Consider the following 23,558-nt stretch of genomic DNA (forward strand, 5'->3'; position numbering starts at 1 on the left):
CGCCGGATACGCCGCCCTTGACAGATTTGATTGCTTTACTAAAACTGGGGTTTTTAATTCCACTTTGAAATGCTGTTATGTTTGGGATGATTACCCCAACAATTTGCTAAATATTTGTTTTTTGGCTCTCCAAGTTTACCTATACAAGGTGTCTTCACCTTAAATGCTGGGGTTTTTTGGACTTTGATTTGGGAATGGAAGTTTTATATATCTTTGCCTTTTTTGGCTGTTTTTTCAAAAACGTATAAACCAATTTTTATTTTTTTATTGTTTTTGTTCTGTGCTTGTTCAGAAGAAAAATTTTTATATTTCTTTTTAACAGGAATATTGTGTGCAGAGTTTCAGCATAAAAAAATGTGTCAATATGCTTACAAGTTTAAACTTGTATTGGATTTTATTTTCTTATTATGTCTGTTTGTCTTGTTTTGTTTTTTTGATACAGCATATGGCATTATTCAGGCTTTATTAACTGTAGCCGTCTTTTTTTGCTTAATCAATGGTAATGGTTTTTTTGGTTTGTTGAATACGAAGGCAGCGCGTATTTTAGGTGAAATGAGTTTTAGTGTTTATTTGCTTCATGGGTTGATTATCACTGCTGTCAATAGCTTACTGCCGAGTCATAGTTTTCATGTGCAAAATTATTGGATTATAACTTTATCAACAGGCTTTACCGTAATATTATTATCAAGTTTGACTTATCAGCTGATAGAGTGTCGCTTTTACAAAAACCATTTAGGAGTGGCTCAAAATTAGTTATTCATGAATAACTAATTTTTGGTGTAAAAAGCGAAGGTTAATAATTGTTTTGTTTTATCATGCTACATGTAATCGAATGTGTAACGCGTGTTAAATCTCATAACTCCAGCTTTATCAAACAATTTATTGCTTGATAATTGTTTTTCGTTCGTAAAAATTTTAACCAAGTTATCAGATGATATATTTTTTCACTTCTCTATTTTTTTCGTTTTTGACAACGCTTTTGCTTGTCCGTTACCATCATATTCATTCGCATATTTCTCATGACCATGAATTGGATGGCCCCCAAAAATTTCATAATGAGCCCGTGCCCCGAATTGGCGGCATTGGGATTTTCGTAGGTTTGGTTACCTTTTTAATTTTCTCAGCATATCGTAAACACCCCAGTGTTCAAGATATTTTGTTTTTAACTCTTTCAAGTGGTTTTGCTTTTGGTGCAGGGCTTTTGGAAGATTTTATTAAGTGTGTACCTCCATTTAAAAGACTGTTGTTTACTGCCTTATCGGCAATTGTGGCGTTTTATTTGGTTTCAGGAGCGACGGTTAATAGGTTGGATTTGGGCTGGCTAGATATTCTTTTTACGATTTCTATTTTCAGTTGTCTTTTTACAGCGGTGTCAGTAGCTGGTATTGCAAACTCAATCAACATTATTGATGGTTTTAACGGGTTGTCCTCGGTGGTTGTGTGTACGATGTTGCTATCAATCGCTTATGTTGCATTTGTTGTGGGAGACACTTTTGTCTTATCTACTTCGCTCGCCCTAATTGGTGCCATATTGGGGTTTTTTATATGGAATTATCCATCGGGTTACATTTTTTTAGGTGACGGTGGGGCATATCTGATAGGCTTTTTTGTAGCTGAATTGGCGGTTATTTTGGTAGGCAGACATGCGACGGTATCTGCGTGGTATCCAGCACTGTTATTTATGTATCCAATGATTGAAACCTTATTTTCAATGTATCGACGTTGGCTCAAGCGAAAACCAGCCAGTGAGCCTGATGGGGTGCATTTGCATAGCTTACTTTATCGAAGGATGATTCGTTGGGTTGTTGGTTATCAGCACATTTCTATAGAAAGGCGAAATGCAATGACTTCTCCTTATCTATGGTTGCTATCTTCCATGGCTGTTGCACCAGCAACAATATTTTTTGAAAGTACTTTTATTCTGATTTCCTTCTGCATCTTGTTTGCAGTGTCATACATTTGGATTTATCGGAGGATAATTCGTTTTAACTCACCTTCATGGCTAAACTGGCTGTATTTATCCCATCATGATGATGCAGAAAAATGATAAATGTACTCGGCATATTTCTCAGCATTGCTCTTAGTTGAAACGATAAGACTTTTTATTTCGAGGGGATAAAGCTCCTTTTATGACACAGTTTTTAAAAAGTAATAAAGATGAACACGCTCACCATCGCCATTCTTACTCAAAATGAAGCAAGAAAAATAGGCAAGTGTCTTGCCAGTGCGGCTTTTGCAGACCAAGTCATTGTTATGGACAGTGGCAGTACCGACCAGACTGTTTTAATTGCCAAAGCGGCGGGGGCGGAGACATATATTGAGTCAGATTGGCAAGGGTTCGCCGTGCAACGAAATCGAATTTTGCCGCATGTAACGAGCGACTATATTTTCTTTTTGGATGCAGATGAGGAAATTACACCTCAGCTGCGTGATGAGATTTTGTCTCAGGTTCAGTCCTCGGCAGATGCCATATGGGAGGTGTTTTGGGAGCAGTTTGCCTTTGGTCGCTCACTCAGACCCATGAACAACAACAAAAGTGGCGGTGTGCAACGCATGTTTAAGACCGCATCCTTGAGCCATTTTGAAGGTGTCGTGCACGAGGGGGCTGTGATGAATTCTAAAAACTTGTCCGTCAAGCCTTTGCGCAGTTATTTGTTGCACTATTCGAGAGATAACATTTATGACGCGATTTTAAAGTTGGCGCAATACAGCCGACTTGGTGCTTTTAAGCGTCAACAAAAAGGCAAGGTGGGTGGTATTTGGCGGGGTTTTGCATCCGCATTCGCTTTGTTTTTCAGATTGTATGTCTTACGACGAGGTTTTTTATGTGGTGGGGCTGGCTTTCTATACAGTTTTTTTGTTGCTTTGGAGTGTTTTTTCCGTTACGCCATGATTAAGTATGATGCTGATTCATTAAGTCAGTTCGTCAAGCGTTGACTGGTGAGTCAATTTATATTCATATACTTAGTATCATTGACCAACTCCCCTTGTATCACTCTAAAAAATTCGCTAATATGCGTCACGATGATTTCTAGGCGTATATTGCGTAAATGTCGAATAAGTATTTTTTGTTGAATTTTTTGTCAGATAGGTGTCAAACAAATGGCTCATGATGTGCACTTTAAAGTGACCGATGAGGTGCGACGCGCTCGATTGCGTTGGCGTGCTAAGCGGGGCTTGTTGGAGAATGATATTTTCATGACCCGATTTTTTAATGCGTATGAATATACGTTGACGGATGAACAGGTCTATGGTTTGGATTTGCTGTTGGACTTGCCTGATAATGATTTGTATGAATTAATCATGGGACGAAAAAACTTAGTGGATGTTGATCCAGCTGAACATGTGATGACGTCTGAAGAAATGCAGCTCGCTGAGCAAGTTTTGATACTATTGAAAAGTGTATAAATAAGAAAGATTCAAGTTTTTAAATTAAGGAGATGCACCATGAGCACAACCCCACAAACGGCTACACTATCGTTTTCCGATGGTTCTCCATCGGTTGAGTTACCAATTTACGAAGGTGCAATTGGTCCTGATGTTATTGATATTCGCAAATTGTATGGGCAAACGGGTAAATTCACTTTTGACCCAGGGTTTATGTCAACTGCGGCGTGTAACTCTACGATCACGTATATTGATGGTGATAAGGGCGAACTGCTCTACCGTGGTTACCCGATTGAGCAGCTGGCTGAAAAATGTGATTTTTTGGAAGTGGCTTATTTATTGTTAAAAGGTGAGTTGCCAACGGCCGAACAAAAAGATGAGTTTGTGAACGAAAAAGTCATTCGCCATACGATGGTTCATGAACAAATGAAGCAATTTTTCAATGGCTTCCGTCGAGATGCGCATCCTATGGCGGTATTGGTGGCGGCAGTGGGGGCAATGAGTGCCTTTTATCATGACTCAACGGACATCACCGATGCAAAAAGCCGTGAGGTTTCAGCGATTCGTTTGATTGCTAAATTGCCGACTTTGGTTGCCATGGCGTACAAATATTCGGTCGGTCAGCCATTCATGTACCCCAAGAATGATTTGTCATACACGGGCAATTTTTTACGCATGATGTTTGCAGTGCCTGCTGAAGAATATGTGGTTAATCCAGTGTTAGAACGTGCGTTAGACCGTATTTTTATTTTGCATGCGGATCATGAGCAAAACGCTTCAACGTCAACGGTGCGTTTGGCGGGTTCATCGGGCACTAATCCGTTCGCTGCTATTGCTGCGGGTGTGGCTTGTTTATGGGGCCCTGCGCACGGTGGAGCAAACGAAGCCGCATTAAAAATGCTTGAAGAAATTGGTCATGTTGACAATGTCCCAGCGTTTATTGAAAAAGTTAAGGACAAAAACTCAGATGTACGTTTGATGGGCTTTGGTCACCGTGTGTATAAGAACTATGACCCACGTGCGAAATTGATGCGCGAGACTTGCTACGAAGTGTTGAATGAGTTGGGATTGCAAGAAGACCCATTGTTTAAATTGGCAATGGAATTAGAGCGTATTGCATTGAATGATGATTATTTCGTTAGCCGTAAACTGTATCCAAACGTTGATTTTTACTCGGGTATCGTTCAACGCGCTTTGGGTATTCCAACCGATTTGTTTACAGGTATTTTTGCGTTGGCACGCACGGTGGGCTGGATTGCTCAATGGAATGAAATGATTGCCGATCCAGAACAAAAAATTGGTCGTCCACGTCAATTGTACGTGGGCTCGCCTAAGCGTGATGTTCCTGATGTATCGTCACGTTGATGCCACGATAATCACGAGTCAAATAAAAAAGCCGCTATACGCGGCTTTTTTATTTGATGCATTGGAATATTGAAAACGAATATTCCGAGTATTCATAACCAAATGTCCAAATATGCTTTAAAACGGGATGTCATCATCCAAGTCGTCCATCATTGGAGCGGGTTTTTTTGGGGCTGCGCTGCTTGGACGCGATTCGCCTGCGGGCGGCATGTCGTATGGTTCAGCCCCACCGCCTGACGTTTTACCGCCAAGCATCTGCATTTGATCTGCTACGATTTCAGTGGTGTAGCGTTCAACGCCATTTTTATCCGTCCATTTTTGTGTGCGTAAACGACCTTCGACATACACCGAAGAGCCTTTTTTTAAATACTCGCCTGCGATTTCAGCGAGGCGACCAAAGAAGACGACGCGATGCCATTCAGTCTCAGGCTCTCGGTCTTTGGCTTTATATGTTGTGGCGATGCTGACTGTGGCGATGGCCATGTTGCTCGGGGTGTAGCGAACCTCTGGTTCACGACCGAGATTACCGAGGATGGTGACTTTATTGACGGATGCCATTTGATTTCCTTATCTAATCCAATGTTAATATGGGGCAAACTTGGTGTATGTCGTTTTCAATTACAAGGAATTGCAAGGAATTACAAGCCATTGCAAAAACATGCAAGAAAACGGGCGTATTGTACCGCTTTTTAAGGGGCCAGTCGTGAAATTTGCCACTCATTGTGTTCATTGAGTCGGTAGGCAATGCGGTCGTGTAAGCGTGACGCTCGTCCTTGCCAAAACTCAAAATAGGTTGGTTTTAGGATGTAACCGCCCCAATGAGGGGGGCGAGGAGGATTTTCGCCAAATTCGGCAGTGTAGCGAGCCAGTTCACTTTCCAGTAATTCGCGGCTCGGTATTGCTTGGCTTTGTGGGGAACTCCACGCGCCGAGCTTACTGTTGGTCGGTCTGCTGTGGTAGTAAGCATCCGATTCGGTCGCGTCAACGCGGCTGACGACGCCTTCTATGCGTACTTGTCGTTCAAGCGGCTGCCAAAAAAACAATAAGGCTGCTTTGGGGTGATTAATCAGCTCTTGGCCTTTGCGGCTGTTGTAATTGGTAAACCAAACAAAGCCATCGTTACGCGCTTCTTTGATTAATACGATTCGAGCCGACGGTTGACCGTTGTCATCAACAGTGGCGAGAGTCATTGTGTTGGGTTCAGGCACTTGTGCATTTTGCGCCTGCTTGAACCATTCGGCGAATTGATAAAGGGGGTTCGCATCGACATCCTTTTCGGACAACTCAGCGTTTAGGTAGTCTTGTCGGAGTGAAGTTAAATCGAGCATGGTGTTCCATTCTGTTTAAGAGGTTTTAGGTGGTCTTAGATTTTTTAGGCGGTCTGTTTACCGTCTCATTCTACTATTTTTTTCGTGGCTTTTCGATAATCACAAAGTGGCATGACTGCTCTGCAAGGGGGCGATGATTCGTTGTCGTATTGTGTATAAAAGTTGGGGGTTGAATATCAATCAAAAATACAAACTATAAAAAATAATTTGAAGGTGTTTGTTGCATGTCAGCAAGCAGTTTAGCTTTGTTATCCAAGGCGTTATAAAAAACTACGTATTTATCATGGCGCAATGCAACATTGAAAGTGATTGGCAAACCATTGTTTTTTGTCTTATCATTTGCCCGCTTGTTTTACATATGTAAAAGATTTGATGTGGTGAAGTGGTAAAACAGTAAAAAAGTTAATCTGGCTTTACGCCACTTGAACTTTATTCACGAAGAACATAACAGCCCTTTTGAGGAGACATGACATGGTACGAAAACTCAGTTTAGCCGTTGCGGTTGCCAGCTTGTTGGTAGCGTGTGGTGGTGAGAAAAAAACAGATGCAGCACCTGCTCAAACAGCCGCAGGTCAGACCACTTTAACGATAGCAACCGTGAATAACGGCGATATGGTGGTGATGCAAGAATTGTCAAAGCAATTTGAAGCCGAAAACAAAGACATCAAATTGAATTGGGTGGTGTTGGAAGAAAACGCATTGCGCCAAAAAGTCACGACCGATATTGCCGCCAAGGGCGGGCAGTTTGATGTGTTAACCATTGGCACTTACGAAGCCCCTATTTGGGCGAAAAAAGGCTGGTTAAGCGAGATGAAAGACTTGGGCGCGGCTTATGATGTGGATGATTTGATTAAGCCGATTCGCGATGGTTTGTCGGTGGATGGCAAGTTGTATGCCTTGCCTTTTTATGGCGAAACATCAATGACGTTCTATCGTAAAGATTTGATGGATGCTAAAGGCTTAAAAATGCCAGCCAAGCCAACTTACGATGACATCGAGAAGTTTGCGGCGGCCATGAATGACAAAGAAAAAGGCATCTACGGCATTTGCTTGCGTGGCAAAGCGGGTTGGGGTGAAAACATGGCATTCTTGTCCACCATGGTTAATGCCAATGGTGGTCGCTGGTTTGACGAAAAATGGCAGGCTCAATTGACATCGCCAGAGTGGAAAAAAACAGTCAATCAATACATCAATCTTTTGAGTAAATATGGCCCTCCAGGTGCATCTTCAAATGGTTTCAATGAAAACTTGGCTTTGATGCAAGAGGGCAAGTGCGGTATGTGGATTGACGCTTCTGTGGCCGCGGGCATGTTGTACGATCCGAAGTCTTCAAAAATCGCGGACAAAGTAGCTTTTGCGCCATCACCTGTGGGCAGTTTTGCCAACGCATCGGGCTGGTTGTGGTCGTGGGCTTTAGCCGTTCCAGCCTCATCAACTCACCAAGAAGCTGCGAAAAAATTTGTGTCTTGGGCGACATCGAAAGACTATATTGCCGCAGTAGCCAAAGCCAAAGGCAATTGGGGTTCAGTGCCACCAGGTACACGTAAATCAACTTATGCCAATCCTGAATATCAAAAAGCAGCACCTTTTGCCAGCTTTGTCATTGACGCTTTAAATAAAGTTGATCCAAATCATGCAACGGCCCAGCCTGTACCTTACAGCGGTGTTCAGTATGTTGGTATTCCTGAGTTCCAAGCGATTGGTACGCAAGTCGGTCAATCCATCTCTGGCGCGTTAGCGGGCAAGATGACTGTTGATCAGGCGTTAGAGGCGGGTAATGCTGCGGCTCAAAAAGCGGTTGAACAAGGTGGCTACATCAAATAACCGCCCATTATTGAACATGAAGTGATATCTCAAGCATGACGACCGCGCTGTAAGTGTCGATTTTAAAAAAATCAAAAGGCGCGGTCGCTTGCAAGAATTAAAAAGAGAAACTATTCAAAAGAGAAGGTGGGTGAGGTCGGGTTACTGTCGCGCACTTCGATTTGATTTAACTTTTTGATTTTTAAGAAAATAAAATCTTCAACGTTTTCAAAAATGGCTGAATCACACACAGTACCATTTTTTGATATTCCTTAATTTATGTGAAGCGTGCTCATGCGCATTTTCGTCTCCAGAGGTTTGTGAGTGCGCTTCATTTTTTTGACGAGAGGAGAGGGCTATGTCAAAAGCAAGCGCGAATCCTGTCGCGGCCAAAAGAAAAGGCATTCATCAGTCTAAACTTCTGGTCGCACAATTATTGCTTACGCCCGCAGTGGCCATGTTGTTTATTTGGATGGTTGTGCCCTTGGTCATGACTTTGTGGAACGCCATGCTCAACTACAATTTGTTGAGCGCGGATGTGAAGTCATTTGCATGGTTTAGTAATTATAAATATTTAGTTAAAGATGCCGACTTTTGGGTCTCGATTGTCAATTCAGTGTTGATGATTGGTACGGTGTTGGTCATGTCAGTCGTGGTCGGCTCATTGCTGGCGTGGTTGTACGACCAAGATTTTAAAGGGCGCAATATAGCTCGATTGTTTGTCATCGCGCCTTTTTTTGTGATGCCGACCGTCAGTGCGCTGTTATGGAAAAACATGATGTTTCATCCCGTGTATGGTTTGATTGGCGCGGTGATGCATGTGTTGGGTTTGCAGCCAGTGGATTGGTTCAAAGATTATCCGATGCTCGCCGTCATCATTATTTTGTGGTGGCAATGGATGCCGTTTGCCTTTTTGATTTTGCTCACAGCGATTCAATCGGTTGATTCTGAACAAAAAGAAGCCGCAAAAATTGATGGTGCTAAACCGTGGCATGTGTTCTGGTTCATCATTTTGCCGCACCTTAAACGTGCGATTTCGGTTGTTGTCATGATTGAAGCGATTTTCTTGTTGAGTGCTTTTGCCGAAATTCATATCACCACAGGCGGCGGTCCTGGCAATGCAACGACCAATCTGACGTACTTCGTGTTTTTGCGTGGTATAGCTCAGTTTGATATTGGCTTGGCATCTGCGGGTGGTGTGATTGCTGTGATTTTGGCCAATATCATTTCGTTCTTCTTGATTCGCACCGCGTCCAAGAACTTACAGGCATAAGGGGATGAAATGAAAAACTCAAAATTTCAAACATGGATGATTACCCTTGTCGGTTGGACGATTGCGATTCTCGTTTTCTTCCCGATTTTCTGGATGTTTTTAACCAGTTTTAAAACAGAAGAAATGGCCATATCGACCCCGCCTTTGTGGTTCTTTGAGCCGACTTTGCAAGGCTATCGTGAGATTATGGCGCGAGTGGATTACATGGGGCATATGGGCAACTCGATTTTCATTTCGTTTGGCGCGACATTGCTATCGATTTTGATTTCTGTGCCAGCGGCGTATTCGATGGCGTTGCACTCGACCAAGCGCACACAAGACTTATTGCTATGGATGATGTCGACCAAGATGATGCCGTCGGTCAGCGTGTTGTTGCCCATTTACATCATTTTTCAACAGTTTAATTGGTTGGATAACTCGTTGGCGATGATTGTCATCTACACCTTGATGAATTTGCCGATTACCGTTTGGCTGATTTATTCATATTTTAAAGATTTACCGACAGAAGTTTTGGAAGCAGGGCGTTTAGATGGCATGACCTTGTGGCAAGAAATTCGCTATTTGATTTTACCCATGAGCTTGCCGGGTTTGGCTTCAACCGCATTGTTGAGCATTATTTTGTGCTGGAACGAGGCGTTTTGGAGTCTGAACTTGACCACAACCAAAGCAGCACCGTTGACTCAGTTGATTGCCACTTTTTCGTCTCCCGAAGGCTTGTTTTGGGCGAAACTATCAGCCGCATCCGTGCTGTCGGTCGCACCGATTATGGTCTTGGGTTGGTTTAGCCAAAAGCAACTGGTTCGTGGTTTAACTTTTGGTGCGGTGAAGTAAACATGAGTGTGTTCACGACTTTAATCAGCGATTGTGATGGCGTTCTTATCGACAGTGAAGTCGTGGCACATGACGTGCTTGTGCGGGAAGTGCAGTCGATTTTTCCAATGGTGGATTGCAATGCTTTTTTAATCCGCTCATTTGGGCAAAAAACCGAAGACTTGGTGCGCCAAGTGGCTCAAACAGCGGGGCGGGAGATACCCGATGGTTTTTTACAACATTTGCGTATACAAACCGATGCCGCAATTGAACAACACTCGTTGCCTATTGCACATGCAGGCATCTTAATTGAGCATCCGAAGTTAAAGGCAGTGGCTTCCAACAGCGGTCTGGCGCGTGTGATGTCGGCTGTGCATAAAGTCGGCTTGTTGACTGCTCGGCCTGATGTTCAAATATTCAGCGCCGATCAGGTCAAACAACCGAAGCCCGCGCCCGATTTATATTTGTTGGCGGCGCAGGCGTTGGCGGTTGAACCCGCACAATGTCTTGTCGTTGAAGACAGTACGGCGGGGGTGCAAGCGGCTTTGGCGGCTGGGATGGCAGTGATTGGTTTTGTTGGCGGTGGGCACATTCCCGCGCATCACGCCGATGACTTGCGGGACATGGGGGTGAGCTTGGTCTTTAGCGACATGCGAGATTTACCGCGCATACTTGAGCAGGCGATTTCTGTAAGCCATTGATTTATATTGGCAATTCACACAAACACATGATAGTCAGATAAGAATTTTTTGAAAGAACGGAGACAAGACATGGCAGCAGTACAATTAAAAGGCATTGCAAAAAAATACACCGAAAATTACGCGGTTCAGGGTGTCGACATTGACATTAAGGACGGCGAATTTATCGTATTGGTCGGGCCATCAGGCTGCGGTAAAACCACAACTTTACGCATGATTGCGGGCTTGGAAGAAATTAGCGACGGTCAACTGGTGATTGATGGAAAAGTGGCGAATGACTTGTCGCCCGCAGAACGTGGCATCGCGATGGTGTTTCAATCCTATGCCTTGTATCCGCACATGAGCGTTGAAGAAAACTTGAATTTTGGCTTGCGTTTGCAGGGCGTGCCCAAAGACGAAATTGATGCGGCAGTCAATAATGCGGCGGAAATTTTGCACATTAAACACCTGTTAGACCGTAAACCGAAAGCATTGTCGGGCGGGCAGCGTCAACGTGTGGCGATTGGCCGCGCCATTACCCGCAAGCCCAAAGTGTTTTTATTTGACGAACCGTTATCGAACTTGGACGCGTCACTGCGCGTACAGATGCGGATTGAGTTTGCCCGCCTGCACCAAGACTTAGGCGCAACCATGATTTATGTGACACACGACCAGATTGAAGCCATGACATTGGCGGATCGTATCGTGGTGTTTTCTGAAGGGCGTGTTGAACAGATTGGCACACCTTTGCAGTTGTACCATCAACCGAACAACTTATTTGTGGCGGGGTTCATTGGTTCACCCAAAATGAATTTAGTCCCCGTTGTCATCGAATCCGTCAACGATAAAGAGACCGTGGTGCGCATGAGCGATGGTTCGTTGATTCGAGTGGCTTGTGATGGTCAACAACAGCTTAAAGCAGGCGATAAGGCGACCTTGGGTATTCGCCCCGAGCACTTGAGTGTACAATCATCGGCGCAAGATTTTGGGGTCAATGTCACGTTGTGTGAACAAATGGGCGACTCGACGATGGTTTATGCGCAATTGACAGGCTTTGATAAGCCCGTGGTGGTTCGTGTGGCGGACGTGTTCCGTGCTGAAAAAAACCATGCCTTGCGCATAGGCGTCACCCCTGAATTGGCTTATTTGTTTGATTCAAAAGGTCAAGCCGTACCACGTCATTTGCTGGGTATTCACGCCCAGTATGTTTAATCCATGCCTTTGGCGTGGATGAGCACCGTGACACACATCGACTGACACGTCAGAGCATATTATGGATGAAAAATTAGAGTTACAAGCGAAAGTGGCTTGGTTGTACTACATCGGCAATGTCACGCAACAAGACATTGCCAAACAACTGAGCTTATCGCGCCCAACGATACAGCGGTTGCTTAATCTCGCCATTGAAAATGGTGTGGTGCAAGTCAAAATTGACCACACCATTTCCACCACGATGGATTTGGCCGAACGCCTTAAAAAACGCTTCAACTTGATTGAATGTGAAGTCGCGCCGATTGAAGAAAGCACGGCAACGCAAGTCGATAAAGCGATTACGGTCACGGCGGGGCGTTTTTTGGAACAGGTGTTGCGTCGCCCAAAAATCACAGGGGTGGCATTGGGCACGGGGCGCGCCGTGCGCTCAATGTGCCACGGGGTTTCGCGGCACATGCTGAATGATTTTAAAGTGGTGTCGCTGGCGGGAACGGTGGTTTTAGACGGCTCGTTCAACCGCTACGATGCCAGCTTGAGCTTGGCTGATAAAACCGATGGCAAATATTACATTTTGTCCATCCCGTTGTTTGCGGAGAACCTAGAAGACCGCGATTATTGGTACAGCACGCGCACGTACAAGCGGCAGTTGGATTGCTACACCGACTGCCAAGTCGCCATGATTGGCGTCGGTTGGATGGGCGAACGCTGCCCGCTGGTGGAAGATGGCTTTATCACCACGGAAGTCATGTATGACCTTGTGAACAAAGGCGCGGTCGGCGATGTGTTGGGCTGGGTTTTTGATGCGCAAGGACGCGTGATTGAACACAAGGTGAACGAATGTGTCACCAGTTTTACTCAAGGTGTTTTATTGCAACGCCCTGTAATTGGCGTGGCAGGCGGTGTGCGTAAACACCGAGCAATTTTAGCCGCACTCAGAGGCGGTTGGCTCAATGGTCTGATTACCGATCAGTTGACCGCAGAATTTTTATTGGCAAACGCCGACTAGGGTCGCCCACAGACCCTCGGCATTAAAAGAGGGTCTAAACATGGCATTTAATCCAAACACCAGAATCATGTTGCATTTGGGCTTAGGCTCATTTCACCGCGCCCATCAAGCGGTTTATATGCAAAAACTCATCAATTCGGGCGATACCCGCTGGGCGCTCGCAGGCGGTCACTTGCGCCCAGACATGATTGAGATTATTGACGCGCTGCAACGCCAAGGCGAATACACCTTAGAAACCATCTCACCCGAAGGCAAACACCATTACGAAGTGATTCATGCGATTCGTCATGTCGTGCCTTATGAACCGACCTTATCGGGTCTGATTGAAATTGGTGCACATGCCGCCACAGGCATCATTTCATTCACGGTCACTGAAGCGGGTTATTATTTAGATGATAAAAACAACCTTGATTTGAACTTTGTTGACCTTAAAGCCGACATCGAGCGCGTGCGCGCAGGCCAAGTCGGACAAACCATTTACGGTGCGCTCGTGACTATTCTACGGGCGCGCATTGCCAGCGGAGCAGGCAAGGTGACTTTGCTCAATTGCGACAACTTACGACATAACGGCGAGCGTTTTCGCGCGGGTTTTTTACAGTTTATCGATTGGATTGGCGACAGCGCATTGAGTGCGTGGGTACAGGCAAACACCACCTGCCCCAACGACATGGTCGACCGCATCACACCGCGTCCAACCAGCGACGTGAAAGAGCGCGTCAAGGCCGCCACGGGGCGCGATGACGAGGCCGCTTTGATGGGTGAAGACTTTATTCAATGGGTTGTTGAAGACAATTTCTGCGCAGGTCGCCCCGCATGGGAGCAGGTTGGCGTAGAAATGGTTGATTCGGTCTCCGCGCATGAAGAAGCCAAAATCCGCATCCTTAATGCCAGCCACAGTTGTATCGCGTGGGCAGGGACGCTCAAAGGCTATCAATATATTCACGAAGGCACGCAAGACCCCGCGATTCGCTCATTGGCCTACAACTACGTGACCCATGATGTCATTCCATGCTTATCGCCCAGCCCTATAGACTTGGCGCAATACCGCGATGTGGTCTTGCAACGATTCGGCAACGAAGCGATTCGAGACACCAACCAGCGCGTCGCGATGGATGGTTTTTCTAAAATCCCAGGCTACATCGTGCCCACCTTCCGAGACGCTTTGAGCCGTGGTTTATCCATTGATTCAGTCGCCGTCCTGCCCGCGTTGTTCCTTGCCTTCTTGCAACGTTGGCACAAAGGTCAAGTGTCATTCGAGTACCAAGACCAAGCCATGCCCGTCGCCGTCGGACACGCCATCTGCGAAGCGGCAGACCCGATACAGGCATTTTGTGCCGACGTCAGTTTATGGGGAAGTTTGGCAAATGATGAACGAGTGGTCGCCGCCATACGTCAAGCAACGGCTCAAATTCGCTTTTTGACCCATTCATCTTAGGTGAAAACGAAGTTAAAACGAAGTCAAAAGCAGGCACACAGACATTCTTAAATACAGAGGACACCTATCATGAGTCAACGTTTATTAGATAAACACGCGCTACTCTCAGGGGCAAATGGCGGCATTGGTTTAGCAGTCACGCAGGCATACTTAAAAGAAGGGGCACGCTGTACCATTTTTGACGTAGCCGCCACCGCCTCGCAAGACGTGCAACAACTAATGGCGCAATATCCCAACCGCTTGAATTACATTCAATGTGACGTCACGCAACTGGCGCAAATCGAAGCAGGCTTCGCCGCCGCCGAATCAAAATTTGGCCCCGTCGGTGTGTTGTTCAACAATGCCGCAATTTTTGACCTCGCCCCGTTGCTCGAATGCAGCGAAGCCTCATTTGACCGACTATTTGCCGTCAATGTCAAAGGCTTGTTTTTTGTCATGCAAGCCGCACTCGCCTCTATGGTCAAAAACAAAACCCGTGGTTCTGTCATCAACCTCGCCTCACAAGCAGGTCGGCGCGGAGAAGCCTTGGTCGCACACTACTGCGCAACAAAAGCCGCCGTCATCAGCTATACACAATCAGCCGCCTTAGCCATGGCCCCGCACGGCATTCGTGTCAATGGCATAGCCCCAGGCGTCATCGACACGCCCATGTGGGCGCATGTCGACTCGCTATTTGCCAAATACGAGCATTTACCTTTGGGCGAAAAGAAAAAACAAGTCGGGCTGGCCGTTCCGCTCGGCTATATGGGCGCACCCGCCGACATCGCAGGCGCAGCGGTGTTCCTAGCTTCAGATGAAGCGAGCTACATCACCGCTCAAACGCTGAATGTAGATGGCGGCAGCGTCATGAGTTGACAACGTCATCATAAAAAAACGGCCGCACATGCGGCTCGTTTTTTTGGGTGCGATGATTCAATTCCTACGAACTTTTAAGCATCCTTTGTTCAATGCTCACCAATAAAAACCACAAACCCAGCGCAGCTATAACGTGCTTGATGGCGTGTCCAGCCATGACGTTAAAACTAGCGGCATAAATGAATCGGTCAAAGTGCTCAAACAGCTTGGCCAACACGTAACAACCTGTCAAACCGAGATAACCTTTCGGCAACATTCGCACAGACGTGTTGTAGCGATTGTCGCCAAAGCAGACCAAAATTAAAATCAAAATGATTGGCAAAAACTGCACCAAAGCATAAGGCCTCAAATCACCCCGACCATGCAACTCGCCCCAACGCCAATAAACGACAGATAGAATCCCAACCACCAGAAGCGGCCACAATGAGTTTTTTCCCCACGACATCGAGAGAAACTCCGCCAACACAATCGACAACAACGCCATAAATGCTAAAGTCATCGGCAACCTGTCCCATAACAAACTGTCGTTTGACGGCACCCAGTGATAATAACCCGAGCCAAACGCCACCAAGGTCACCCCCAGAAAGAAGATGGCATAAGAATGGCGAATAGGCGTCAACGTTTTTAAAGACTTCAATACATACAATTTATACAACCCCAGCGCGCCCACAATCAAAAAACCGCAATTAGACATCACATTCCAAAAATTTGGGATAAACAATAACGTTCGGTTGTCAGCAAAATCATGATACGCGGGGTCTTGCGGGATGGGCTGAACAAACAGCATCCCGCTCACCGCGAGAACAAAAATACCAACAATCAATTTTTTTAATTGCGCTGTAGTCACATTTTTCCTTTTTGATAATCACGTCAGCCACGTTTAAGGCTCGTATGGTGTCAGTATAAGTCTCACTGCTCTCTTGTTCAAGCTCGTGGAGTGGTCTATAAGCGATTTTTGCGCATTGCGCCCTATGAGCACTTAGCTCGAAAGCATCAGCCGCAAAGCAATAAATCTTACAAAATTGTACAGACATTTAGTTATTGCTGGTATATCATATTTGGATTATTTAGCACTGGGAGACAGCGGCATGAAAACAAATGTATCAGTTTCGCGTTTAGGCGACAAAAGCGACCACGGTGGGGAAATGATCATCACGGGCACCGAGTTTTTAAAAACGGATTTAGTCGAGGCTTAAAATGGTAATGAGAAAGCATATTGCTGTTGGTGACCCACCAACGACAGGTGGAGCCGTTTTGCCCTACGATGGAGCATCAAACAAGATGAACGGCAATCAGGTCGCCTTAATAGGGGGCAAAGTCAAATGTGAGGCCTGCGGGAAAATAGGCGTTATTGCTAAAGCAGGCGGTCCGAGAAGATGCGGCGCAGGCAATGGAAACGAAATGGCGTTAGAGGGTGATTTATGTATATGTGACTGTCACCCGCCGCCGCCCATAATGTCTGTCGTTTATCACACATCGTCATATGAAGACATGGCCACGGGCAATCCAGCTCCGATTTTAGACAGAAAATACAATCAGCATTTTCAAATTGTGCATGAACAAACAGGTAAGCCATTAAAAAATCATGATTATCGTATTTTGCATAATGGTGAAATTATTGAGGGTACGACGGATGATAACGGCTTAACCAAAATCATTCATTTTGATAGTGCAAGTAATATAGAAATTGAATATTAAAGGGTGGATTATGGGTGCGGGATTCGGAAATAAAACAACAGGTAACTTAACTCCTGTAAGCGATAAAAATCCCATCATAGCTAAAACAAACACAGTAAGGTTATTGTTTAGTGGTGGGGCATTATCGGCAAGCGACAACTCGGCATTTTATTTTGCAATGAAGAATGTAGAGCGTGATTATCAAAACGACGGGATTCCAGTCAAATCTTTTTATTTAACGAATGGTGCAAAAAGCCTTGTTGCTACGATAAATTCACAAGCTAACTCAACAATCCAATCTTTAGATATTTTTTGTCACGGCGGGCCACCAGCGTTATTCATGATTTATGGCTCAAGTACAAGCAAGAGCATTACCGAGGCTGAGCGAGATAAGTTAAATCTAAATGCCAGCCTTTATTCAGGGGCTTTCATACAAGGCGTATGGGCGTGGCATAAGCATGCGAATTTCGATAACATCTCAAGCATCGATTTTAGTAAATTTACGAATAATGCTAAAATTGAAATTCATGGCTGCAATACTGCAAAAGGCTTGCTTGGGGCTGATTCAATTTGCGAAGACTTGTCTGAATACCTATATGAAGCAGGAAAAACTAAATCTATAGTCATTGGACACAACACAAAGGCAAACCCCAATATTAACGGCTCGAAAACAACAATTCAAGAGCAAGATTATCGTTCTGGAGAGCGAATAGGTTATAACAATGGGAAAGCAGTATTAACGACTTATGTCACAGGTCGTATTTCGGCTCAATCTATTAATAATGCTTTGAAGTAGGTTGGCAAATGCAATACATATACTCAATTCACCCGATTTTTATAATTGTAATCACAGGATTTTTTATTTTTGGTTTGGCTTTTATTATTAGCGGTCTATCAATTGGCAAGGTAAAGCGGCGATATTCTTTTTTTGGGTATTCTTGGTTAGTGTGGTTCTTGCTCCTCACTGCCGCCTATGCTCATTCAATACTTGTATTTGATAGTGTGGAGTTGCCAATCTCATTTTATCTTTTTGTGTCACTGATTTTTCCTCCAATATCGATTATTGCTAATTTATTCGGCTTAATATGGATTAAAAAACGCTTTTTCTCATCTGAACGCGAAAGATAGAATACAGAGTCAAGACTTAAAAATTACAGGCAAGGCATGAGTTTCGTAAAAAAGCTGTTTTTGCTCTCACTGCTCTTGGGAATGCTGTTCAGTATGCGTGTTATGGGTGTATTACAAGGTATACGGCGTAATGCCCTACGGTTATTACGCCCTACGAGCTAGCTGCTAGTTTTCTTGAGTGCTATCTGCATTGTTTTTCTCTATTGGCACCTCTTCTTGCGTTTTAGATTTTATGTCTTTTTGTTCATTTTTTTTATTTAGTAAATCTTTAACAAGCTCAGTCAAAGGTGTTCCATGAGTTTCTACATCCATTAATCTAATTGGTGACTCTTCGAGTCTAGATAAAGCTGCATTAAATAAACGTTCAGAAGTTTCATTATGAAATTGCTCAGCGACTCTGCTATAGCCTTCATAAGCGTTAGCAGATGCTGCTTTAAAGCTATAGTCCTGCTCAAGTTTGAAACGCTGCTTTATCTGTTTTGTTGCAACCCAACCAAGCCAGACGGGGCCTGATATCAAAAGTGCAGTTAAGGTCATTTGGACTAAAAGAATCGGCCAAGAAATATCGTTATGTGTCTCTATATAACTCGAAAGCTGTGGTGCACGCCAATAGCCTATAGCTAATACTCCAACTAAAGCAAGGGATAATAATGCAGTCCAAGCTCGAATAGAACTTTTAAGTTTATTTGCATTGTCATGAAAGGCTTTTGCTAGAGAGACGGAGGTCGCTGATGCTAAGGTTTGTTCAGCCTTATTCAGTAATTCTTCTGCTTTTGTTTTGAGCTCGTCAGTATTAGCTTGATTATTGAGAATAATATCTGTCGATATAGTTGCAGTTTGTTCAGCAGTTTCTACATCCTTTAATAGTCTGTTTGCTTTTATTCTGGCTTCTTCTAGCTCTTTTAATACAATTGGCAGCTCAATTGCAGCATTATTTGCATCTTTTATTGTACTAATCTGTTCACTAAGGCTTTTTAAGTCTGGTGAAATTTGCTCAATTTCTGCATTTATTGAACGCAACTTCCTACGAATTGATTTAGGGACCAATGTTTTTTCTGCATTTAAGTCACTCCAGCCTAGTAGCCAGTCTAACGAGTTTTCAATCCCAGAAAGAGTTAGCATAAAAGAATATACGGGATGAGGTATGTACATTGATTGCGTTTGTGAGCCATGAGCTGGTTGTTTTGAAAAAATTTGTGGGACAACATGATCTTTCAAGCCATTCAATTGCTCTATTACTTCTTCAATTATTTCGACTTCTTCTTCAGTAAGAGTTTCTGTTTGTGTGTTTTTAATTTTTTTTGCTAGCAAGTCAGGTAGGTCGGATAGCTCACGGGAGTTCAAATATGGCAAAGAGTCTCCATATCTTGGGTTTATAACGGGGAGCTCCTTTTCTGCCAGCTCATAAACTCTGTTGCTGATTGTGTTTAATAAAACGCATAATGATGATAGTTTTTCATGCATACAACCTCCTTATACTTAAAAATTTAATTGTCAAAGTGACTTGCAAGCATTAGTTGTTATGAATATTTTTGTCTACTGCTGCATCTTTCTCAAATATTCAATGCCTCCAATAAAAGTTATCTGCCATTACGCACTCACCAACGCCCCCAACTGCCCCTCCAACTTCTCCATCGTCGCTTGAAATTCCGCCAAACGTGCTTTTTCCTGTTCCACCACAGCCGCGGGTGCTTTGGCGACGAAGGCTTCGTTGCCGAGTTTGCCGTTGGCTTTGGCGATTTCGCCTTTTAGGCGGGCGATTTCTTTGCTGAGGCGTTCTTTTTCGGCGGCGACGTCGATTTCGACTTTGAGCATCATTTCGATGGTGCCGACCACTTGCACGGGTGCGCCTGCGGCGGTGGGCAGTTGTTCGGCGACGGTGACTTCAGAGAGTTTCGCCAAGGTTTTGAGGTAGGGCGCGAAAGCCGTTAATTTGTCGTGCTCGGCGGCGGGGGCGGCGATGAACAGGGGAGCTTTTTGCGCGGGGGAGAGGTTCATCTCGCCGCGTAGGTTGCGGCATGATTCCACCAGCCCTTGCAGTTCGTGCATCCATGCGTCGGCGGCGGGGTTGATTTTGCTCGCGTCGCTTTGCGGGTAGCTTGCCAGCATGATGGTGTCGGTTTTTTTCATGCCTGCGAGTGGGGCGACGGTTTGCCACAGTTCTTCGGTGATGTACGGCATGATGGGGTGAATCAGGCGCAACATGGTTTCGAGCACGCGAATCAATGTGCGACGCGTGGCGCGGGCTTGCGCGGGTGTGCCGTTTTGCAGGCTGACTTTCGCCAACTCAACGTACCAGTCGCAGTAGTGATTCCAGACGAAGTGATAAATGTGTTGTGCGATGAGGTCGAGGCGGAACTCGGGGAATTGCTTGTTGATTTCAGCTTCTACGCGTTGCAATTCGTTGATAATCCAGTGGTCTACGGCTGAGTAGTCGAGTTCTGCGCCGTCGTCGATGCCGCAGTCTTGCCCTTCGCAGTTCATGAGGACGAAGCGCGTCGCATTCCACAATTTGTTGCAGAAGTTGCGGTAGCCTTCGCAACGCTTCGAATCGAAGTTAATGCTGCGGCCTTGGGTGGCGAGCGAGGCGAAGGTGAAGCGCAGCGCGTCGGTGCCGTAGGCGGGGATGCCGCTGGGGAATTCTTTTTCGGTGGCTTTACGCACGGCGGGTGCGGTTTCTGGGCGGCGCAGGCCTGTGACGCGCTTGTCGAGCAATGGCGCGAGTTCGATGCCGTCGATGAGGTCAACGGGGTCGAGCACGTTGCCTTCGGACTTGCTCATTTTTTTGCCTTCGGCGTCACGAATCAAGCCGTGCACGTAGACAGACTTGAACGGCACTTTGCCGTTGCCGTCGGCATCTTTGATAAAGTATTTGGTCATCATGACCATGCGGGCGACCCAGAAGAAAATGATGTCGTAACCCGTGACCAATACCGATGAGGGCAAAAAGTGGTTCAAGTCGGGCGTGTTGTTCGGCCAGCCGAGTGAGGAGAAAGGTACGAGCGCGGACGAGAACCATGTGTCGAGTACGTCATCTTCGCGGCGCAATGCGCCTGTGTAGCCCGCGGCTTGGGCTTTTTCAGTGGCGGCGGCTTCGTCGCGAGCGACGAAGACTTGACCGTCATCGGCGTACCACGCGGGGATTTGATGCCCCCACCAGAGTTGGCGACTGATGCACCAGTCTTGGATGTTGTTCAGCCATTGGTTGTAGGTGCTGTTCCAGTTTTCAGGAATCAAGCGAATTTCACCATCGTTGACGGCTTTGAGCGCGGGTTGGACGATGGCGGCTTGCCCTTTGTCTGTCGTCAAGTCCATGAACCATTGGTCGGTCAACATCGGTTCGATGACCGTGCCTGTGCGCTCGGATTTCGGTTGCATGAGTTTATGCGGTGCGACTTTAACCAGTAAGCCTTGTGCATCAAGATCGGCAACAATTTGCTTGCGCGCGGCGAATCTATCCATGCCTTGATACGCGGCGGGCGCGTTGCTGTTGATGGTTGCGTCCAAGTTCATGATGCTCATGAATTCGAGGTTGTGGCGTTTGCCGACGGCGTAATCGTTAAAGTCGTGCGCGGGCGTGATTTTTAATGCACCCGTGCCAAAGGCAGGGTCGGCGTGCTCATCGGCGATGATGGGAATGGCGCGGTTACACAAAGGCAATTCGACCGTGTGGCCAATCAGATGCTGGTAGCGCACGTCGTCGGGATGGACGCACAACGCCATGTCGCCGAGCAGTGTCTCGGGGCGGGTGGTGGCGATGGTGATGCCCGCGAGCGTTTCGCTGTGCCCGTCTTTGTCGGTGATGGTTTGCGCACCATTGGTGAATGGATAGGTGATGTGCCACATGTGCCCATCGAGCTCGACCGATTCAACCTCAAGGTCAGACACCGCTGTACCGAGAATCGGATCCCAGTTGACTAAACGCTTACCACGATAAATAAGACCATCTTCGTACAAACGCACAAACGCTTCATTGACGGCGTTGGACATCTTGTCATCCATGGTGAAATATTCACGCGACCAGTCGATGGATGAACCCATGCGGCGGATTTGTTGGCTGATGGTGTTGCCTGATTGTTCTTTCCATTCCCACACTTTTTCGGTGAATTTTTCACGACCCAAGTCAAAGCGGCTGACGTTATTCGCCGCCAGTTGACGTTCAACCACGATTTGTGTGGCGATGCCTGCGTGGTCGGTGCCAGGAACCCAAGCCGTGTTTTTGCCCGACATGCGGGCGTGGCGGGCGCATGCGTCCATGACGGTTTGATTAAACGCGTGCCCCATGTGCAGCGTGCCTGTCACGTTCGGCGGTGGTAAAAAAATGGTGTAAGCCTCTTGGCTCGTGTCCACATCGGCATGCGCGTATTGTTGGTTTTCCCACAGCTCGCGCCAGTTTTTTTCTAAAGTGGCGGGTTCAAATGATTTGGCTAATGCGTCTAATTTAGGTGTTTGGCTCATGATGGTTTGCTTTGCTCAATATAAAAATGCGCGCCGAAAATATGCGCGTCAGAATGGGCGTTATTATATATGATTCGTTGACGGCATCCTCAAACTTTCGTTGGCTCGTGATGGCGAATGCTCGGGGTGCGTGGCATAATCGACGACGGTTGACGCGGCTTTTATTATGAGCTGCGTTTTTGAGGCCGATTGACAACGATAGAGGTCAATTTAGGTCGATGCCTTTTATTTTTATTCGAATTAAGTTTATTAAGTTTAAGTTCAACACATATGACGACTGCACAAACCCGTAAAAATTTTTATGTCATTGGCGATGTCCAAGGCTGCGCCAATGCTTTAAGGCGGATGATTAAAAAAATTCCAGAATCCGCTGACATTTGGTTTTGTGGTGATTTAATCAATCGCGGTTCGGATTCGTTGGGCGTGTTGAGGCAAATCAGAGCGTTGGGCGCGCGCGCGCGAGTGGTGTTGGGCAATCATGACATTCACTTGCTGGCGGTTGCTGCGGGTGCGCGGACTTTGAACAAATCGGATACTTTGGATGCGCTCTTGGCAGCCCCTGATTTAGAGGAGTGGCTCAACTGGTTGCGCTTTATGCCGTTGGTGCATTATGAATACGGCGTGCTGATGGTGCATGCGGGCGTGTTGCCCTCATGGACGTTGGCGCAGACCTTGAGTTACGCCCACGAATTAGAAGCGGTGTTGCGCTCGGATGATTATAAACAACGCCTAAAGTCGATTTTTGGTAACGAACCGAACCGCTGGTCGGATAAGCTTAAAGGCGATGAGCGTTTACGGGTGATTACCAATGCGTTGACGCGACTGCGCGTGTGCGATGCCAAAGGTGGGATTGAGTTCAAGTTTAAAGGTGAAATACACAACATTCCCGCCAATCTGCGGCCGTGGTTTGCGATGCCTCAGCGCAAGACCGCGGATACGCCGATTTTCTTTGGGCATTGGTCCGCTTTAGGCTTGCATCGTTCTCACAACACCATTTGTTTGGATACAGGGTGTGTATGGGGGCGACATCTCACGGCGTATCATTATCCGAGTGGTGAGATTTTAGCGACAGCCGAATGAGTTTTTGCCTGTTCGCTTGAAAATGCATCACAGTGTCCCCAAATAAAAATTAACATGATGTGAC

General features: G+C 46.0%; 21 protein-coding genes. 16 read left to right on the plus strand and 5 right to left on the minus strand.

Annotation, left to right across the window (positions count from 1 at the left end; all coding sequences use genetic code 11):
- Positions 1 to 114: 114 nt before the first annotated feature.
- From DFR44_RS08760 to gltA, 5 genes are all read left to right on the plus strand, one after another.
- Positions 115 to 753 (plus strand): acyltransferase family protein, encoded by a 639-nt coding sequence (locus tag DFR44_RS08760; RefSeq protein ID WP_133621146.1) that lies wholly within the window; start codon positions 115 to 117, stop codon positions 751 to 753.
- Between the two features lie 178 nt (positions 754 to 931).
- The gene (locus DFR44_RS08765) at positions 932 to 2,047 is read left to right on the plus strand and encodes an MraY family glycosyltransferase (protein ID WP_133621148.1); all 1,116 of its coding nucleotides are present in this window, start codon (positions 932 to 934) and stop codon (positions 2,045 to 2,047) included.
- 110 nt (positions 2,048 to 2,157) lie between these two features.
- Positions 2,158 to 2,937: a glycosyltransferase family 2 protein gene (locus DFR44_RS08770; RefSeq protein WP_133621151.1), complete on the plus strand. Its 780-nt coding sequence runs from the start codon at positions 2,158 to 2,160 to the stop codon at positions 2,935 to 2,937.
- 165 nt (positions 2,938 to 3,102) lie between these two features.
- Positions 3,103 to 3,408, plus strand: coding sequence for an FAD assembly factor SdhE (locus DFR44_RS08775; RefSeq protein WP_133621152.1), 306 nt, complete (start codon positions 3,103 to 3,105; stop codon positions 3,406 to 3,408).
- 39 nt (positions 3,409 to 3,447) lie between these two features.
- Positions 3,448 to 4,752 (plus strand): citrate synthase, encoded by a 1,305-nt coding sequence (gltA, locus tag DFR44_RS08780; RefSeq protein WP_133621154.1) that lies wholly within the window; start codon positions 3,448 to 3,450, stop codon positions 4,750 to 4,752.
- A gap of 117 nt (positions 4,753 to 4,869) precedes the next feature.
- Here gltA and DFR44_RS08785 read toward each other — a convergent pair whose 3' ends face one another.
- Positions 4,870 to 5,310 carry a single-stranded DNA-binding protein gene (locus DFR44_RS08785; RefSeq protein WP_133621156.1) on the minus strand — a complete coding sequence of 147 codons (441 nt, stop codon included), beginning with the start codon at positions 5,308 to 5,310 and terminating at the stop codon, positions 4,870 to 4,872.
- 131 nt (positions 5,311 to 5,441) lie between these two features.
- Entirely contained in the window at positions 5,442 to 6,080 is a 639-nt protein-coding gene (gene pdxH / locus DFR44_RS08790) for a pyridoxamine 5'-phosphate oxidase (RefSeq protein ID WP_133621158.1), read from the minus strand.
- Between the two features lie 471 nt (positions 6,081 to 6,551).
- Between pdxH and DFR44_RS08795 the strand changes: the two genes are divergently transcribed.
- The 8 genes from DFR44_RS08795 to DFR44_RS08830 all read left to right on the plus strand — a co-directional run bounded on the left by DFR44_RS08795 (position 6,552) and on the right by DFR44_RS08830 (position 15,151).
- Complete coding sequence (locus DFR44_RS08795) at positions 6,552 to 7,904, plus strand: ABC transporter substrate-binding protein (protein WP_133621160.1); 1,353 nt, start codon at positions 6,552 to 6,554, stop codon at positions 7,902 to 7,904.
- A 337-nt stretch (positions 7,905 to 8,241) separates the two neighbouring features.
- Complete coding sequence (locus DFR44_RS08800) at positions 8,242 to 9,156, plus strand: carbohydrate ABC transporter permease (protein WP_133621162.1); 915 nt, start codon at positions 8,242 to 8,244, stop codon at positions 9,154 to 9,156.
- 9 nt (positions 9,157 to 9,165) lie between these two features.
- A complete protein-coding gene (locus tag DFR44_RS08805) occupies positions 9,166 to 9,987 on the plus strand; it encodes a carbohydrate ABC transporter permease (protein WP_133621164.1) in 822 nt (273 codons plus the stop codon).
- Positions 9,988 to 9,989: 2 nt separating this feature from the next.
- Entirely contained in the window at positions 9,990 to 10,667 is a 678-nt protein-coding gene (locus DFR44_RS08810; RefSeq protein WP_133621166.1) for an HAD family hydrolase, read from the plus strand.
- Between the two features lie 69 nt (positions 10,668 to 10,736).
- Positions 10,737 to 11,855 (plus strand): ABC transporter ATP-binding protein, encoded by a 1,119-nt coding sequence (locus DFR44_RS08815; RefSeq protein ID WP_133621168.1) that lies wholly within the window; start codon positions 10,737 to 10,739, stop codon positions 11,853 to 11,855.
- A gap of 61 nt (positions 11,856 to 11,916) precedes the next feature.
- On the plus strand, positions 11,917 to 12,861 hold the full coding sequence (locus DFR44_RS08820) for a sugar-binding transcriptional regulator (protein ID WP_133621170.1): 945 nt from the start codon (positions 11,917 to 11,919) through the stop codon (positions 12,859 to 12,861).
- Positions 12,862 to 12,901: 40 nt separating this feature from the next.
- The gene (dalD, locus tag DFR44_RS08825) at positions 12,902 to 14,296 is read left to right on the plus strand and encodes a D-arabinitol 4-dehydrogenase (RefSeq protein ID WP_246012096.1); all 1,395 of its coding nucleotides are present in this window, start codon (positions 12,902 to 12,904) and stop codon (positions 14,294 to 14,296) included.
- Between the two features lie 69 nt (positions 14,297 to 14,365).
- Positions 14,366 to 15,151 carry an L-iditol 2-dehydrogenase gene (locus DFR44_RS08830; RefSeq protein WP_133621173.1) on the plus strand — a complete coding sequence of 262 codons (786 nt, stop codon included), beginning with the start codon at positions 14,366 to 14,368 and terminating at the stop codon, positions 15,149 to 15,151.
- Between the two features lie 64 nt (positions 15,152 to 15,215).
- Here the strand turns inward: DFR44_RS08830 and DFR44_RS08835 are convergent, their stop codons facing one another.
- Positions 15,216 to 15,998, minus strand: a complete 783-nt coding sequence (locus DFR44_RS08835; protein ID WP_211336924.1) for a ceramidase domain-containing protein — start codon at positions 15,996 to 15,998, stop codon at positions 15,216 to 15,218.
- Between the two features lie 356 nt (positions 15,999 to 16,354).
- Here DFR44_RS08835 and DFR44_RS08840 point away from each other — a divergent pair, with 356 nt between their 5' ends.
- Complete coding sequence (locus tag DFR44_RS08840) at positions 16,355 to 16,849, plus strand: PAAR domain-containing protein (protein ID WP_162845222.1); 495 nt, start codon at positions 16,355 to 16,357, stop codon at positions 16,847 to 16,849.
- Positions 16,850 to 16,859: 10 nt separating this feature from the next.
- Positions 16,860 to 17,624 (plus strand): hypothetical protein, encoded by a 765-nt coding sequence (locus DFR44_RS08845; RefSeq protein ID WP_133621177.1) that lies wholly within the window; start codon positions 16,860 to 16,862, stop codon positions 17,622 to 17,624.
- 497 nt (positions 17,625 to 18,121) lie between these two features.
- Here DFR44_RS08845 and DFR44_RS08850 read toward each other — a convergent pair whose 3' ends face one another.
- A complete protein-coding gene (locus tag DFR44_RS08850; RefSeq protein WP_133621179.1) occupies positions 18,122 to 19,420 on the minus strand; it encodes a hypothetical protein in 1,299 nt (432 codons plus the stop codon).
- Positions 19,421 to 19,546: 126 nt separating this feature from the next.
- Entirely contained in the window at positions 19,547 to 22,414 is a 2,868-nt protein-coding gene (locus DFR44_RS08855) for a valine--tRNA ligase (RefSeq protein ID WP_133621181.1), read from the minus strand.
- A gap of 270 nt (positions 22,415 to 22,684) precedes the next feature.
- Here DFR44_RS08855 and DFR44_RS08860 point away from each other — a divergent pair, with 270 nt between their 5' ends.
- Positions 22,685 to 23,494 carry a symmetrical bis(5'-nucleosyl)-tetraphosphatase gene (locus DFR44_RS08860; protein ID WP_133621183.1) on the plus strand — a complete coding sequence of 270 codons (810 nt, stop codon included), beginning with the start codon at positions 22,685 to 22,687 and terminating at the stop codon, positions 23,492 to 23,494.
- Positions 23,495 to 23,558: the final 64 nt, after the last annotated feature.

The organism is Hydromonas duriensis (genome assembly GCF_004363775.1).
GTDB lineage: Bacteria > Pseudomonadota > Gammaproteobacteria > Burkholderiales > Burkholderiaceae > Hydromonas > Hydromonas duriensis.

What these genes read in the sequence shown, in the direction of transcription:
- DFR44_RS08765 (WP_133621148.1), top strand. Translation starts at nt 932, where the DNA reads ATGATATATTTTTTCACTTCTCTATTTTTTTCGTTTTTGACAACGCTT.
- DFR44_RS08770 (WP_133621151.1), top strand. Translation starts at nt 2,158, where the DNA reads ATGAACACGCTCACCATCGCCATTCTTACTCAAAATGAAGCAAGAAAA.
- DFR44_RS08775 (WP_133621152.1), top strand. Translation starts at nt 3,103, where the DNA reads ATGGCTCATGATGTGCACTTTAAAGTGACCGATGAGGTGCGACGCGCT.
- gltA (WP_133621154.1), top strand. Translation starts at nt 3,448, where the DNA reads ATGAGCACAACCCCACAAACGGCTACACTATCGTTTTCCGATGGTTCT.
- DFR44_RS08785 (WP_133621156.1), bottom strand. Translation starts at nt 5,310, where the DNA reads ATGGCATCCGTCAATAAAGTCACCATCCTCGGTAATCTCGGTCGTGAA.
- pdxH (WP_133621158.1), bottom strand. Translation starts at nt 6,080, where the DNA reads ATGCTCGATTTAACTTCACTCCGACAAGACTACCTAAACGCTGAGTTG.
- DFR44_RS08795 (WP_133621160.1), top strand. Translation starts at nt 6,552, where the DNA reads ATGGTACGAAAACTCAGTTTAGCCGTTGCGGTTGCCAGCTTGTTGGTA.
- DFR44_RS08800 (WP_133621162.1), top strand. Translation starts at nt 8,242, where the DNA reads ATGTCAAAAGCAAGCGCGAATCCTGTCGCGGCCAAAAGAAAAGGCATT.
- DFR44_RS08805 (WP_133621164.1), top strand. Translation starts at nt 9,166, where the DNA reads ATGAAAAACTCAAAATTTCAAACATGGATGATTACCCTTGTCGGTTGG.
- DFR44_RS08810 (WP_133621166.1), top strand. Translation starts at nt 9,990, where the DNA reads ATGAGTGTGTTCACGACTTTAATCAGCGATTGTGATGGCGTTCTTATC.
- DFR44_RS08815 (WP_133621168.1), top strand. Translation starts at nt 10,737, where the DNA reads ATGGCAGCAGTACAATTAAAAGGCATTGCAAAAAAATACACCGAAAAT.
- DFR44_RS08820 (WP_133621170.1), top strand. Translation starts at nt 11,917, where the DNA reads ATGGATGAAAAATTAGAGTTACAAGCGAAAGTGGCTTGGTTGTACTAC.
- dalD (WP_246012096.1), top strand. Translation starts at nt 12,902, where the DNA reads ATGGCATTTAATCCAAACACCAGAATCATGTTGCATTTGGGCTTAGGC.
- DFR44_RS08830 (WP_133621173.1), top strand. Translation starts at nt 14,366, where the DNA reads ATGAGTCAACGTTTATTAGATAAACACGCGCTACTCTCAGGGGCAAAT.
- DFR44_RS08840 (WP_162845222.1), top strand. Translation starts at nt 16,355, where the DNA reads ATGAGAAAGCATATTGCTGTTGGTGACCCACCAACGACAGGTGGAGCC.
- DFR44_RS08845 (WP_133621177.1), top strand. Translation starts at nt 16,860, where the DNA reads ATGGGTGCGGGATTCGGAAATAAAACAACAGGTAACTTAACTCCTGTA.
- DFR44_RS08850 (WP_133621179.1), bottom strand. Translation starts at nt 19,420, where the DNA reads ATGCATGAAAAACTATCATCATTATGCGTTTTATTAAACACAATCAGC.
- DFR44_RS08855 (WP_133621181.1), bottom strand. Translation starts at nt 22,414, where the DNA reads ATGAGCCAAACACCTAAATTAGACGCATTAGCCAAATCATTTGAACCC.
- DFR44_RS08860 (WP_133621183.1), top strand. Translation starts at nt 22,685, where the DNA reads ATGACGACTGCACAAACCCGTAAAAATTTTTATGTCATTGGCGATGTC.